Annotated in this window: 16 protein-coding genes; 6 read left to right on the top strand and 10 right to left on the bottom strand. The window is 59.8% G+C overall.

Features of this window, described 5'->3' with window-relative positions; all coding sequences use genetic code 11:
- Positions 1 to 31: 31 nt before the first annotated feature.
- The 6 genes from CAG47_RS11930 to soxR form a co-directional block, all read right to left on the bottom strand.
- A complete protein-coding gene (locus tag CAG47_RS11930) occupies positions 32 to 604 on the bottom strand; it encodes a DUF6162 family protein (protein WP_085725047.1) in 573 nt (190 codons plus the stop codon).
- Positions 601 to 930: a hypothetical protein gene (locus CAG47_RS11935; protein WP_085725048.1), complete on the bottom strand. Its 330-nt coding sequence runs from the start codon at positions 928 to 930 to the stop codon at positions 601 to 603. The genes CAG47_RS11930 and CAG47_RS11935 overlap by 4 nt, the downstream gene beginning before the upstream one ends.
- Complete coding sequence (locus CAG47_RS11940; RefSeq protein WP_085725049.1) at positions 927 to 1,469, bottom strand: thiamine pyrophosphate-binding protein; 543 nt, start codon at positions 1,467 to 1,469, stop codon at positions 927 to 929. Before CAG47_RS11940 ends, CAG47_RS11935 begins: the two co-directional genes overlap by 4 nt.
- Entirely contained in the window at positions 1,466 to 2,668 is a 1,203-nt protein-coding gene (locus CAG47_RS11945; protein ID WP_085725050.1) for a PepSY domain-containing protein, read from the bottom strand. Before CAG47_RS11945 ends, CAG47_RS11940 begins: the two co-directional genes overlap by 4 nt.
- A gap of 289 nt (positions 2,669 to 2,957) precedes the next feature.
- Positions 2,958 to 3,416: a VOC family protein gene (locus tag CAG47_RS11950; protein WP_085725051.1), complete on the bottom strand. Its 459-nt coding sequence runs from the start codon at positions 3,414 to 3,416 to the stop codon at positions 2,958 to 2,960.
- Between the two features lie 125 nt (positions 3,417 to 3,541).
- A complete protein-coding gene (gene soxR, locus CAG47_RS11955; RefSeq protein WP_085725052.1) occupies positions 3,542 to 3,997 on the bottom strand; it encodes a redox-sensitive transcriptional activator SoxR in 456 nt (151 codons plus the stop codon).
- A gap of 95 nt (positions 3,998 to 4,092) precedes the next feature.
- Between soxR and CAG47_RS11960 the strand changes: the two genes are divergently transcribed.
- The 5 genes from CAG47_RS11960 (at position 4,093) to CAG47_RS11980 (ending at position 8,804) form a co-directional block, all read left to right on the top strand.
- Positions 4,093 to 4,458: an antibiotic biosynthesis monooxygenase gene (locus tag CAG47_RS11960; RefSeq protein WP_085725053.1), complete on the top strand. Its 366-nt coding sequence runs from the start codon at positions 4,093 to 4,095 to the stop codon at positions 4,456 to 4,458.
- Positions 4,459 to 4,581: 123 nt separating this feature from the next.
- Complete coding sequence (locus CAG47_RS11965; protein WP_007993944.1) at positions 4,582 to 4,851, top strand: hypothetical protein; 270 nt, start codon at positions 4,582 to 4,584, stop codon at positions 4,849 to 4,851.
- A gap of 101 nt (positions 4,852 to 4,952) precedes the next feature.
- Entirely contained in the window at positions 4,953 to 5,567 is a 615-nt protein-coding gene (locus CAG47_RS11970) for a LysE family translocator (RefSeq protein ID WP_085725054.1), read from the top strand.
- A gap of 205 nt (positions 5,568 to 5,772) precedes the next feature.
- Positions 5,773 to 6,930, top strand: a complete 1,158-nt coding sequence (locus CAG47_RS11975; RefSeq protein ID WP_085725055.1) for a cysteine desulfurase family protein — start codon at positions 5,773 to 5,775, stop codon at positions 6,928 to 6,930.
- A gap of 65 nt (positions 6,931 to 6,995) precedes the next feature.
- Positions 6,996 to 8,804 (top strand): aminopeptidase P family protein, encoded by a 1,809-nt coding sequence (locus tag CAG47_RS11980; RefSeq protein WP_085725056.1) that lies wholly within the window; start codon positions 6,996 to 6,998, stop codon positions 8,802 to 8,804.
- 102 nt (positions 8,805 to 8,906) lie between these two features.
- Here the strand turns inward: CAG47_RS11980 and CAG47_RS11985 are convergent, their stop codons facing one another.
- On the bottom strand, positions 8,907 to 9,497 hold the full coding sequence (locus CAG47_RS11985; RefSeq protein ID WP_085725057.1) for a 2-hydroxychromene-2-carboxylate isomerase: 591 nt from the start codon (positions 9,495 to 9,497) through the stop codon (positions 8,907 to 8,909).
- A 38-nt stretch (positions 9,498 to 9,535) separates the two neighbouring features.
- Positions 9,536 to 10,264 (bottom strand): SDR family oxidoreductase, encoded by a 729-nt coding sequence (locus CAG47_RS11990; protein ID WP_085725058.1) that lies wholly within the window; start codon positions 10,262 to 10,264, stop codon positions 9,536 to 9,538.
- Positions 10,265 to 10,357: 93 nt separating this feature from the next.
- On the opposite strand from CAG47_RS11990, the gene CAG47_RS11995 reads away from it, so the two are divergent.
- Complete coding sequence (locus tag CAG47_RS11995) at positions 10,358 to 10,918, top strand: TetR/AcrR family transcriptional regulator (RefSeq protein WP_085725059.1); 561 nt, start codon at positions 10,358 to 10,360, stop codon at positions 10,916 to 10,918.
- Positions 10,919 to 10,932: 14 nt separating this feature from the next.
- Here the strand turns inward: CAG47_RS11995 and CAG47_RS12000 are convergent, their stop codons facing one another.
- Together CAG47_RS12000 and rhtA are read right to left on the bottom strand one after the other, a co-directional pair.
- Positions 10,933 to 11,214: a hypothetical protein gene (locus CAG47_RS12000; RefSeq protein ID WP_085725060.1), complete on the bottom strand. Its 282-nt coding sequence runs from the start codon at positions 11,212 to 11,214 to the stop codon at positions 10,933 to 10,935.
- A 170-nt stretch (positions 11,215 to 11,384) separates the two neighbouring features.
- Positions 11,385 to 12,272 carry a threonine/homoserine exporter RhtA gene (gene rhtA / locus CAG47_RS12005; RefSeq protein WP_085725061.1) on the bottom strand — a complete coding sequence of 296 codons (888 nt, stop codon included), beginning with the start codon at positions 12,270 to 12,272 and terminating at the stop codon, positions 11,385 to 11,387.
- Between the last annotated feature and the right edge of the window lie 244 nt (positions 12,273 to 12,516).

The following is a 12,516-nucleotide window of genomic DNA, read 5'->3' on the forward strand; positions in this document are numbered from 1 at the left end:
AATAGCGGTCCTCTCTCGAATGGGCGAGGGTTCAGTGCCGGTGCTGGCGAGTCACGCCGGCGTCGAATTGCGCGACGATCTGTTGCCAGCCGGCGCTTTCGAGCGCGGTATCACTGAGGTCGGCTGGAGCCGTGAGCGTGCCGTCGCGGTTGAGCCAGACGTCCACGGCGTCATCGCCTGCGGTCAGGCGCATCAGGAATGAACCGGCGACCGTCGGCGCCTGGCTTTGGCCGAAGTAGGCCTTGGCATCGAGCAATTGCCAGGTATGGTTGCCACGGCTGACGGCGCTGGCGTCCTGGGCAAACGGGGCAAATCCTTCGTCGGCGAGGGCCTGGGGAGTCGGCAGGCTTGGCTGTTCCTGGCGCAGCAAATGAATCTCGTCCAGCGTCACCCGCAAATCGGCATAGATGCCTTGCTCGGACGCATTGAGGTCGCGACGGGCATCCAACTGGTGGCTGTTGACGCTGCTCATCTCATGGGATTCGCCGCGCCAGAGCACCACGCTCCCGGCGACCGCGAGGATCACCAGGCACAGCAGCAGGACATGGAGGGTTTCGTGACCGGCACCGGCCGGGCGCACGACTTGGGTCGTTGGCGTGCTCATGGTGCCTCGATGTCCGCTTGGTCGATTTCCACCACGTGACCGGGGCCTGCGTCGAACAGCACGTAGAACTCGGTGCCGGGTTTCTTGAAGGTCAGGGTCGAATCGGTTCCGAGTTTGCCCGGCACCAGAATGGTTTCGTCATAGCCGATCACATCGAGGGTCACGCCCGGCGCACCGCTGCCGTCGGAAAAGCCGCCGGTGCATTTGATCTGCTCGGCGTCGATGGCCTTGCATTCGCACATCGGGTTATGGGCCAGGACGCTGGTGCTGGATCCGGCGCAGAGCACCAGCAACAGGGCTTTGAGTGGCCGAAGAGGGGGGATCATGGTTTGCCTCCTTGTTTGTTCAGCCAGGCGATGGTGGCGGGGGAGGCCTGGCGCAAAGGAATGAATGCCTGATGCATCGCGCCGTCCCAGCCTTCCATGGTGATCCACAGCTCGGCATCGGCCGTGGTCTTTTCCGGGACGGGCAACGAAGCGCCCATGCGATACGGGGGGCCGAAGAAAATCACCCCGGCGGCACGCAGGCTGCGGGGCTTGCCGATGCGCAGGTAAGTGGCCTTGACCTGCCCGATGCAGGTATCGCACAACGCGGCGTTGAAGCCCTTCATGTAGCCGGCCGGACCATCGAGCGTGGGCGCGGTGTTGCGCAGCTCCGCCAGGCGCAGGCTCCAGGGGCCGACCTGGACTTCGCCGATTTCGTGTTCGCCCAGGCCGCTGTCGCCACGCATCAAGGCTTCGTCAGCGAAATACCTGGGCATGAAACCGAGTGGCACCAGCAACAACAGGACGTTCAGGTGAAAGCGCCATTTGTGCCAGAAAACGCCCAGGCGCGAGGGTTGTGAGACCGCTGTGGCTTTGCTCACGGGTTGGCCTCCGATGTTTCGTTGCGGGTGACCGGTTGTGCTGTGGTGCCTCGTGGTTTTTTGTTGCTGCGCTTGAAGGCATTGGCCGTGGCCAGTGCCGTGCGCTTGGTCCAGATCAACAAGCCGCTGAGCACCATCATGCTCAGCAACAGGCCGAAGAATGCCCAGATCAGCTTGATCCACAGGCCACCGAAGTCTCCGGTGTGCAGCGGGCGCATGGACTCGGTGACGAACTCCAGGGCCGAGCGGTCCGAAATCAGGCGCGAGGCGGCGATTTCGCCGTTGTACGGGTTGATGGTCGCGATCTGGAACATCAGTGGATACCAGCCGCGTCCGCCGACCTCCAGATGGCTGTAGGCATTGCCCGGCAGGCTGACGAAGCTGGCTTGCAGCCCGGAAATTCTCTGCGAGGCAATCTCGATCGCGCGATCAAGGTCGATCCGTGGCGGGGGTGTCCCATCGACCGACAGCGGTACGGCTTCACGGGGCATCGCCGGAATGATTTTTTCCGTGGATATGGAAATCTGGTTATCGGACAGCAGTGCCTGGATCAGGAACCAGGTGCCGGTGATGGATATCACCGCGATGAACCAGATCGACCAGATGCCACTCAAGCGGTGGAAGTCGCCCCAGAAAATCCGTGCCCCGTGGCGAATGCGCAGGGTTGGGCGGAAAAAGCCTTTCCAGAAACGTTTGTAGACCACCAGCCCGGTGATCAGCGAAGCCAGCAGCGGCAAGCCGAGAAACGACACCAGGTACCAGCCCCAGCTATAGCCATTGGTAAACGGCACCAGCCACCAACCGTGCAGGGCGCGGGTAAAGGCGCGGAAATTGAACTCCGGCGCGACACCCTGGATCACGCCACTGTACGGATTGACATAAATCACCACCGAGCGACCGTCGGGATAGCTGACTTCGACATCCAGTGCGAAATGCGACTCGTCGGGCCGGCTGATGCTCTGTACCACGGTTTGCGGCTCGGCCTTGTTGATGGCCTCGATGACCTGCTGATAGCTGAGCAGCGGTGCATCGTCCGAGGGCTGGCTGGCGCGCATGGGCGGATTGGCCAGCCAGACGATTTCCTGGCTGATCACCGCCAGGGTGCCGGTCACGCAGACGATCAGCACGAAAAACCAGATCGGCAGCGCCAGCCAGCTATGGACCAGGAACCAGATTTTTGAACGGGACTTCTTTGACATATTGACGGTCTTGCCTGGATGAGAGGCAGCTCGACTGCGGGCTTCGCAGGATTGAACGCCCTGAAAGTCCGGTCGTGGCTTTTGCCTGCGCGACAGGACTGCATCTAGGTAGGACGGATGAGCGAGGGAAATCCCGAAGAGGGAAATGAAAGAAAATGTTTCGCATTACCAGCAGGTTGCGGGCGGGCTTGCTTGTGCAAGTGCCTTGAAGGCCAACGGCGCTGTTGAAGGCGGGGTTACTGTGGGAGCGAGCCTGCTCGCGAAGAGGCCCGCTCCAACCCTGAAGATGTTAGCCCTGGGCAAACATCTCCTTCGCCCGTTGCTCGATCTGTTCCTGGGTCAGGTCCTCCTTGTGCGTGGCCAGGAACCACAGGTGACCGTAGGGATCCTTCAAGGTGCCCGAGCGGTCGCCGTAGAATTGATCCTTGACCTCCGATACCACGGTTGCACCGGCATCGATGGCCTGTTTGTAGGACTTGTCGACATCCGTCACGTACAAATGCAGACCCACGGACGGCGAATTGTCCGGATTGCTCAGTGGTCCTTGATCGCACGGTGTGCCCAGCATGATCGGGCAGTCGCCGATACGCAGTTCGGCGTGACCGACACCGCCATCGGGCATGTTCAGGCGCATGACTTCGATGGCGCCGAAGGCTTTTTTGTAGAAGGCGATGGCTTCGGCGGCTTTTTTGATGCCCAGGTAGGGGGTGATGCTGTGATACCCCTCGGGAATGGCTTTGACGCTCATGATGGATCTCCCTGTTCTTGTAGTGTGAATGGAAGTGCCTGTGCCGTTGTACGACCGAATAAATATAGGCCAGCCTCTTTCGCCTCACCGAGGGGCCGACGAGCAGCAGCGCCACTCAAGTGCCATCAGGCTGGCTCCAGCCAGTGCGCTCCCGGCCCGCGTTCCCCCAACACATCGCCTGCATTGCGCAGTGGACAAGCCTCCATCGACAGGCAACCACAACCGATACAACCGTTGAGGCGATCGCGCAACAGGGTCAGTTGGTTGATGCGCTCATCCAGTTCCCGACTCCATTGCGCCGACAGGGTTTTCCAGTCCGCCGCAGTCGGCGCCCGATTGTCGGGCAGCCTCCTGAGCGCTTCGCCAATCTCCGCCAAAGGAATCCCCAGGCGCTGGGCAACCTTGATCAAAGCTACCCGTCGCAGCACTTCCCTGGGATAGCGGCGCTGGTTGCCCTGATTGCGATTGCTTTTGATCAGCCCTTTGGACTCATAGAAATGCAATGCCGTGACCGCCACGCCACTGCGCGCCGCAACCTGGCCGACGGTGAGTTCCTTGTGCAGGTTTTCCGGGGTGACCATTTGAAAATTGCCTCTTGACCTCTAGTTAACTAGAGGTTTTACCCTGCACACCTTCGGATCGCAAGGTTCGCCTTACATGTGAGTGGGGACATTTCATGCAAGCATCAGAGAACAATCGCAGCTTTGCCCAACTGATTGAATTCGAGATCGAGCCGCATCAACAACCCGCGCTGGTATTGGCCTTGTCGGCACAAACCGAGCATCTGGCCCGGCAGCACCGCGGCTTTCTCAGTGCCAGCATCCAGGCCAGCGACGATGGTCGGCGCGTACTCAGCTATCTGCAATGGCAAACCCGAGAAGCAGGGGAGGCGGCGTTCCGGGCATTTGAAAACGGCGAACAGGATTTCTGGCAGTTGATCCGCGCTCATCGGGCGAAGGCGGTGACTTTCGGATCGTTCCAGGTGCTGCACAGTCTGCAGCGCAGCCACGACAACGCACTGCATTGCAGTCTGGTGGGCTGATACAGACAAGGACAATAACCGCCATTTGCTGATAGCCACTATCGAAAGCGTTGATTTCTGCTGCCCGGGAGGCGCGGGTAGTCTGTGTTCATTGCCTCGAACCCAGTCGCCAGGACGCCAGAAATGAAACCGATGATTGCCACTTTGCTGATGCTCGCCGTCTCTGTACTCGCCGGATGTGCCAGCCATGTTTCCCCGGAGCTTCGCCCCTACACGGCTGAAGAAAGCAAGGAACTGGCGCTGGAGGCGCTGAACCGCCGCGGATTGTCCTTCGACGAATACCACGCGAAGAAAGCCGAACTGCTCGGCCAGCCGCAGAAGGCGTTCGGCTTCGACAACCAGGGAGAAATGAACGCCGGGCGATCTGTACAGCTGCACGGTCGTCCGAGCTGAGGCAAAACTGTACCGCTCCAAGTTTCGCGCAACTGTCCATGGGTTTCGCCCAGGGTGTGCGGTAGGGTCAATGCCTGACCGACCCTGACGGACTGCCACCCATGACACTCTCACTCGATCTGCTGCTGGGCTTCGCCCTGTTTGCCCTCGTCACTTCGATCACGCCGGGTCCGAACAACACCATGTTGCTGGCATCCGGAGTGAACTTCGGGTTCAACCGCACGATTCCGCACATGCTCGGAATCACTTGTGGCTTCTTTGTACTGGTGGTGGCGGTCGGCTTTGGCCTTGGCGCGGTGTTCCAGACTTACCCGTTGCTCTACACCGTGCTGCGTTATGTGGGGGCGGCCTACTTGCTGTACCTGGCATGGAAAATCGCCCATTCCGGGCCGGTGTCGGAGAGCCAGCAGGGCGAGGCCAAACCGATCAGCTATCTGGGTGCCGCCGCGTTCCAGTGGGTCAATCCCAAGGCCTGGATCATGGCCATTGGCGCCATCAGCACCTACACGCCGATGCAGGGTTACTTCACTAATGTGATCGTGATCGCGGCCGTTTTTGCCATCATCAACCTGCCGAGCGTCGGCGTCTGGGCCGCTTGCGGCACGCTGTTGCGCAACGTCCTGAAGGACCGTCGCTGGCTGCGCCTGTTCAATTGGGGCATGGCCGCACTGCTGGTGATCTCGCTGTATCCGCTGATGCTCGAAAGTTTTAGCTGACGCATTGCTTCAACCGGTTGCCCGATGCCTGTTAAGCTGACTTTTCAGGAGCGTTCCTACGCACTATTAAATGAAGTAGTTCTTCTTTAACGGCATCCGATCAGGTATTGGTACGTTCTGAAAACAGCGCGCAGCTCACAAGGCTGCGCTTTGCCGTTTGCAGTCACGAGCTTCCTGATCCCGGAATACGCTCTGCGAGTCATTTATGAATAAACGTCCGTTGTATTTCGATTACGCCGCTACCACGCCGGCGGATGAGCGGGTCATCAAGGTAATGGTCGAGTGTCTGGGCTTTACCGGCAATTTCGGCAATCCGGCCTCAAGCTCCCACGCCTTCGGCCAGCAGGCTCGGCAAACGGTGGAACTGGCACGACGCCAGGTCGCCGAATTGGTTGGCGCGATGCCCGAGCAGATCGTCTGGACCTCAGGCGCCACCGAATCCAACAACCTCGCGCTCAAAGGCGTGGCCCAGGCCCGCCGTACTGGCGGTGGCCATATCATTACCAGCCAGATCGAACACAAGGCCATTCTCGATACCGCCAGGCAACTGCAGGATGCCGGTGTGGCCGTGACCTGGCTGGTACCGGATGCCGAAGGTTTGATCACCGCGCAGGCCCTCAGCGAAGCCATGCGCGAGGACACCTTCCTGGTGTCGCTGATGCTGGTCAACAACGAACTGGGTACCCTCAACGACATTCCCGCCCTCGGTCAGGTCGTCCGTGATCGCGGGGCGTTGTTTCATGTCGACGCCGCCCAGGGCGCGGGCAAAGTGGCGATCGACCTCGCGCAGTGGCCAGTGGACCTGATGTCGTTTTCCGCACACAAGCTCTATGGCCCCAAAGGCATTGGTGCGTTGTATGTCGGCCCGCGTGCCCAACAGCGTTTGCAGGCGCAGATCCACGGCGGCGGGCATGAGGGTGGTTTGCGATCAGGTACTCTGGCGACCCATCAGATCGCCGCCATGGGTTCGGCTTTCGCGCTGGCGGCAGACTCTTTTGATGAGGAGAATGCGGTCATCGTGCATTTGCGCGAGCGCTTGCTCGAGCAGTTGTCGAGCATTCCCGGCGTGCGGCTCAATGGCAGCCCGACCCAGCGCATCCCCCATACCCTGAGCCTGACCTTCGCTGAAGGCGAGTTCAACCCGGCGGCGTTGCAGGCATCGATCGCGTTTTCCGCGACCTCGGCCTGCAATTCCGCGAGTAATACCCCATCCCATGTACTGCTGGCCCTGGGGCATGATGCCCGCTCGGCCAGTCGCACCATCCGCTTGAGTCTCGGGCGTTTCACCACCGAGCAGGACATCGACCAGGCGGTTCAACTGATCAAGGCGGCCTGCGCCAGTGCTCCGGCGTTCTGGCAGTAAGGCGACGAAGCGCCGGTGCTGATCGGCTCTCAACAAAAATGATGAAGTGGTTAGCAGGAGACACGATGAATACGCAGCTTTCGATCAATGGATCGGTGCCCCAGCGCCTGGCGCAAACTCGCGAGCTGATGAGCCGGGAAGGCATTCATGCCTTGCTGGTGCCGTCGGCCGACCCGCACCTGTCCGAATACCTGCCGGGTTACTGGCAGGGGCGCCAGTGGTTGTCGGGCTTCCATGGCTCGGTCGGCACCCTGATCGTGACCCCGGATTTCGCCGGCGTCTGGGCCGACAGTCGTTATTGGGAGCAGGCAACCAAGGAACTCAAGGGCAGCGGCATCGACCTGGTCAAGCTGCAACCGGGTCAGCCTGGGCCGTTGGAGTGGCTGGCCGAGCAAACACCCGAAGGTGGCGTTGTGGCGGTTGATGGCGCGGTCATGGCCGTGGCATCGGCACGCACCCTGGGCGGCAAACTCGAAGAGCGTGGCGCCCGCCTGCGCACCGACATTGACCTGTTGAGCGGCGTCTGGAGCGACCGCCCGAGCCTGCCGGACGAACCGATCTATCAGCACTTGCCACCACAAGCGACCGTCAGTCGTGGGGAAAAACTCGCCAAACTGCGCGAAAACCTTCAGTCGCGGGGGGCCGACTGGCATTTCATCGCTACCCTCGACGACATCGCCTGGCTGTTCAACCTGCGTGGCGGCGACGTTTCGTTCAACCCGGTATTCGTTTCCTTTGCCTTGATCAATCAGCAAGAGGCCACGCTGTTCGTGGCCTTGAATAAAGTCAGCGCCGAGTTGCGTGCAATCCTCGAACAGGACGGCGTGACCTTGCGCGACTACAGCGAAGTCGCCGCAGCACTGCGCGCCGTACCGAGCGGCACGAGCCTGCAAGTCGACCCGGCGCGGGTCACGGCGGGGTTGCTGGACAACCTCGACAGCGGGGTGAAGCTGATCGAAGGCCTGAACCCGACCACCCTGGCCAAATCGCAAAAAAGCCTGGCCGATGCCGAACACATCCGTCAGGCCATGGAGCAGGACGGAGCAGCGCTGTGCGAATTCTTCGCCTGGCTGGACTCGGCGTTGGGGCGCGAGCGCATCACCGAGCTGACCATCGATGAAAAACTCACCGCCGCCCGTGAGCGCCGTCCGGACTATGTGTCGCTGAGCTTCAACACCATCGCCGCGTACAACGCCAATGGCGCGATGCCGCACTACCACGCCACCGAAGAAGAACACGCCGTGATCGAAGGCGACGGTCTGTTGCTGATCGACTCCGGCGGCCAGTACCTGGGCGGCACCACCGACATCACGCGGATGGTCGCGGTGGGCACACCGACCGATGAACAGAAACGCGATTGCACCCGCGTGCTCAAGGGCGTGATTGCCTTGTCCCGTGCGCAGTTCCCCAAAGGCATTCTGTCGCCGCTGCTCGATGCCATCGCCCGTGCACCCATCTGGGCGGAAAATGTCGACTACGGCCATGGCACCGGTCATGGCGTCGGCTACTTCCTGAACGTCCACGAAGGCCCGCAAGTCATTGCCTATCAGGCGGCCCCCGCACCACAAACAGCGATGCAGCCCGGCATGATCACGTCCATTGAACCGGGCACCTATCGTCCGGGGCGTTGGGGTGTGCGCATCGAAAACCTGGCGATGAACCGTGAGGCAGGCAAAAGTGAGTTCGGCGAATTCCTGAAGTTCGAAACCCTGACCCTGTGCCCGATCGACACGCGTTGCCTGGAAACCTCGCTGCTGAGCGAAGACGAAAAACAGTGGTTCAACGCCTACCACGCCGAAGTGCGTGAGCGCCTGAGCCCGTTGGTCGAGGGCGCCGCGCTGGATTGGCTGAATACCCGCACTGCGGCTATCTGATCGGGAGCAGCTATCGGTTCCCGCGCAGCTTTTGTTTCTGTGCAGCTCAGGCGCTTTGTCCAGCGCCTGAGCCAGGCAAAGGGGACGGATGGTGGTCGGGACTTAACTCAAGGCTTCGAGCACGAAGTCCAGCCGATCCTGGCCGAAGTACAGTCGGTTGTCGACAAACATGCTCGGCGCACCAAACACACCGCGCCGCACGGCTTTTTCGGTGTTGTCCTTGAGCAGGGCTTTGACTTCTTCATCGACGCTCAGGGCCAGTACCTCTTGTGGATCGAAACCGTTTTCGCTGAGCACCGTCGCGACAGTCGTTGGTTCATCCAGACTGCGACCGTCGACCCAAATGGCCTTGAACAGGCAATCGATAAAAGCGGCAAAGCGTTCAGGCTGGCGCAATTGCACGCCTGTTACGGCGCGCATGAGCATCAAGGTGTTGATCGGAAAGTGCGGATTGAATTTCAGAGGCACGCCGTAGCGTTTGGCGTAGCGGTCCAGATCCTGAAACATGTAGCGGCCTTTGGCCGGAACAGTCACCGGAGAGGCGTTGCCGGTGGCCTTGAACACACCGCCGAGCAGGATCGGAATGTAGATCAGTCGGCTGTCGGTTTGCTCGCAGATTGCCGGTAGCTGGGTGTACGCCAGGTAGGTGGCGGGGCTGCCCAGGTCAAAAAGGAATTCCACGGTTTTGCTCATGGTCGGTGCGCTCTGCTTATTGTTGTAGGGGGGAGGGCTTACCAGCGTTCGCTCCAGGGGCGAAGGTCCAGCTCGAAGGTCCAGGCATCGCGGGGCTGGCTGTGCAGGTGCCAGTAGTTTTCGGCAATGTGTTCGGGGTTGAGGATGCCGTCCTGATCCTTGGTCGCGTATTTCTCGGGGAAACTGTCGCGGATGAAATCGGTATCGATGGCGCCGTCGACGACGACATGGGCAACGTGAATGTTCATCGGTCCCAATTCACGGGCCATGCTCTGCGCCAACGCACGGATCCCGTGCTTGGCTCCGGCGAACGCCGCAAAGCCGGCGGCACCGCGAAGACCGGCGGTGGCACCGGTGAACAGGATCGTACCGCGTTGGCGCTTGACCATGCGCTTGGCCACTTCCCGGGCGTTGAGAAACCCCGAGAAACAGGCCATTTCCCAAATCTTGAAATACTTGCGGGCGGTTTCTTCGAGAATGCTGCACGGCACGTTGGCGCCGATATTGAAGACAAATGCTTCGATTGGGCCAATCTGGCTTTCGATCTGTTCGACCAGCGCGATCACTTCTTCCTCTTTGCGCGCATCGCAGGCAAAGCCATGGGCCTCGCCGCCATCGTCCCTGATCGCATTCACCAGTGACTGGAGTTTTTCCTCGCTGCGGCGGGTGAGGCAGGCGACGAAACCCTCCTGGGCAAAACGTTTGGCGATGGCGCCGCCCGTGGCATCGCCAGCACCGACGACCAGTACGACCTTCTTGTTATTCATGGGTAGATCCCTATTGGTAAACGATCGTTAACTAAACGAACGTTATGCTATGATTCAGCAGGCGTCAAGATGAGCAATTTGGGGAGAAGGACCATGCGTTATTCGGCCAGTCATAAGCAGGAAACCAGGCAAAGGCTGCTGGAAAGCAGTGCGGTATCGGCCAAGAAATCGGGATTTTCAACGGTGGGCGTGGACGGCCTGATGAAAGCGATTGGCTTGAGCGGTGGCGCTTTCTACAGCCACTTCTCGTCGAAGGACGAGTTGTTTGCCAGCATCGTCGAGCGTGAGCTGTGCCAAAGCATGGCGCGACTCGGGGAAGGGCAGGACCGTGACAAGCTTCAGTGTTGCTTGAAACAGTACCTGAGCATGTCTCACGTCGAGAATCCGCAAGCCGGTTGCGCATTGCCGGCATTGGGCGCGGAAATTGCCCGCTCCGACGAGGCGGTCCGTCAACAGGCGGAGCACTGGATTTGTCGGCTGCAGGAATGTTGGGCAGGTGTTTTGCAAAGCGACAGCCTGGCGTGGGCAATTCTGTCGCAATGTATTGGCGCGCTGGTCGTGGCGCGGATGCTGGCTAGTCCGGATATTCAGCGCACAGTGCTGAAGTCCAGCTACGAGGAAATCAGCCGTCAGATCGCAAGTTCGAGAACCTGACGCGACGGCCCTGCTTATTTGCAGATGACAATCATGCTGCGGCTGGTATAGCCCGCAGGATTGAGGCCAAACGGGTAATCGCCGGGCTCTTCCACGGTATCTCCCGACTTGGCAATGACCTTGTATCCCTTGGGGGCGCAGGAGTTGGCGGCGCTGGCGTAGCACTTGTCCCAGGACGAAGACAGTCCGGAACAGTTGATATGGAGCCCTTTCCTGCCATGCTTGATCTGTGTTTCCGAGGTCGCTGCACAGCCCCCAATTGCAAGTACGGCGATCAGTATCAAAAATCGTTTCATTACTGTCCTTAAAGCGTTCCCGGATCTAGTGCCCGAGTCTGTCTGCATTCGCTTTCGCTGGAAGCGTACCGATATCCTTATCTGAAATTGTCCATGGTATGACTTCGAGTTGCGGGGGCTAAACATGGCCTAATTGATCGTCAAATACCAGAGCTTCGTCATAACTACTCTCAATCTGCCGCTACCGCAGGCTTGGCGGTAGTGCTCATGGTCATGGTTGCGCCGACGGATGCCAGAATGATGCACATGATTGCCATCCACTGCGACAGCGAGAGGTATTCATGTAGGAACAGCAAGCCCGATAAGGCGCCAATGGCCGGCTCGATGCTCATCAGCGTGCCGAAGGTTCTGGCTGGCATGCGGGTCAGCGCGACCATCTCCAGGGTATAGGGGAGGGCTGTGGACAAGACTGCGACGCCGAGGGCCACAGGGATCAAAGAGGGCGTCAGCAATGCGGAGCCAGCATGGACGATGCCGATAGGGGCTACGAAGAGCGCTGCGATCATTACCCCCAGTGCGGCGGTTTGCACGCCATTGTCGGCCCCGGCTTTTTGACCGAACAAAATGTACAGTGCCCAGCAGACCCCTGCCCCCAAGGCATAACCGGCACCTGTCAGGTCGACTCCCGCGGTCGTTGCCCCCGTCGGTATCAGCAGCAGCAGGCCGAAGGCAGCCAGGGCGATCCACAAAAAATCGATCGCGCGACGCGAGGTATAGATGGCCACGGCCAATGGGCCGGTGAATTCAAGTGCCACCGCGATACCCAGCGGGACTGTTTGCAATGACATATAGAAGAGGAAGTTCATGCCACCCAGCGCCATCCCGTAGACGATGACGGTGCGCAGTGATCTGGCGGTGAGTTTTGCCCGCCATGGACGCAGTATCAGCATCATGATCACGCTGGCAAAAATCAGTCGTAACGTTGTCGTCCCCTGGGGGCCAACGACGGAGAACATGCTTTTGGCCAGGGAGGCTCCGGACTGGATCGACGCCATGGCTATGAGTAGCAGCCCGACCGAGAACAGTGTGGAGGCTAGGCTGCGAGGCTGGTCATTCATTACGTGGCATCGTCCGAAATATGGGAATCAAGGTCATTTCTAATTGTGTTGGGCAATATACTGCGCATTCACCGCTGGCGCGTCTATATATAAGCAGTGTTTTTGCGCATCCGATAGAAAAGCTAAATCATTGCTTGACGGCAGATTTCAGATGTCTATAATTCGCCCCACTTCCGGCGCGGTCGAAACGGAAAACTCCTTGATAAACAATGAGTTACGCAGTTTCGACAGCAGGTTGCTTCAG

Origin of the sequence: Pseudomonas sp. R37(2017) (assembly GCF_002113375.1) — a bacterium.
GTDB lineage: Bacteria > Pseudomonadota > Gammaproteobacteria > Pseudomonadales > Pseudomonadaceae > Aquipseudomonas.

Excerpts from the sequence above, each read along its gene's own strand:
- CAG47_RS11960 (WP_085725053.1), top strand. The coding sequence starts at position 4,093 with ATGCAAGCATCAGAGAACAATCGCAGCTTTGCCCAACTGATTGAATTC.
- CAG47_RS11980 (WP_085725056.1), top strand. The coding sequence starts at position 6,996 with ATGAATACGCAGCTTTCGATCAATGGATCGGTGCCCCAGCGCCTGGCG.
- CAG47_RS12000 (WP_085725060.1), bottom strand. The coding sequence starts at position 11,214 with ATGAAACGATTTTTGATACTGATCGCCGTACTTGCAATTGGGGGCTGT.
- CAG47_RS11965 (WP_007993944.1), top strand. The coding sequence starts at position 4,582 with ATGAAACCGATGATTGCCACTTTGCTGATGCTCGCCGTCTCTGTACTC.
- CAG47_RS11970 (WP_085725054.1), top strand. The coding sequence starts at position 4,953 with ATGACACTCTCACTCGATCTGCTGCTGGGCTTCGCCCTGTTTGCCCTC.
- CAG47_RS11930 (WP_085725047.1), bottom strand. The coding sequence starts at position 604 with ATGAGCACGCCAACGACCCAAGTCGTGCGCCCGGCCGGTGCCGGTCAC.
- rhtA (WP_085725061.1), bottom strand. The coding sequence starts at position 12,272 with ATGAATGACCAGCCTCGCAGCCTAGCCTCCACACTGTTCTCGGTCGGG.
- soxR (WP_085725052.1), bottom strand. The coding sequence starts at position 3,997 with ATGGTCACCCCGGAAAACCTGCACAAGGAACTCACCGTCGGCCAGGTT.
- CAG47_RS11995 (WP_085725059.1), top strand. The coding sequence starts at position 10,358 with ATGCGTTATTCGGCCAGTCATAAGCAGGAAACCAGGCAAAGGCTGCTG.
- CAG47_RS11945 (WP_085725050.1), bottom strand. The coding sequence starts at position 2,668 with ATGTCAAAGAAGTCCCGTTCAAAAATCTGGTTCCTGGTCCATAGCTGG.
- CAG47_RS11975 (WP_085725055.1), top strand. The coding sequence starts at position 5,773 with ATGAATAAACGTCCGTTGTATTTCGATTACGCCGCTACCACGCCGGCG.
- CAG47_RS11990 (WP_085725058.1), bottom strand. The coding sequence starts at position 10,264 with ATGAATAACAAGAAGGTCGTACTGGTCGTCGGTGCTGGCGATGCCACG.
- CAG47_RS11935 (WP_085725048.1), bottom strand. The coding sequence starts at position 930 with ATGATCCCCCCTCTTCGGCCACTCAAAGCCCTGTTGCTGGTGCTCTGC.
- CAG47_RS11950 (WP_085725051.1), bottom strand. The coding sequence starts at position 3,416 with ATGAGCGTCAAAGCCATTCCCGAGGGGTATCACAGCATCACCCCCTAC.
- CAG47_RS11985 (WP_085725057.1), bottom strand. The coding sequence starts at position 9,497 with ATGAGCAAAACCGTGGAATTCCTTTTTGACCTGGGCAGCCCCGCCACC.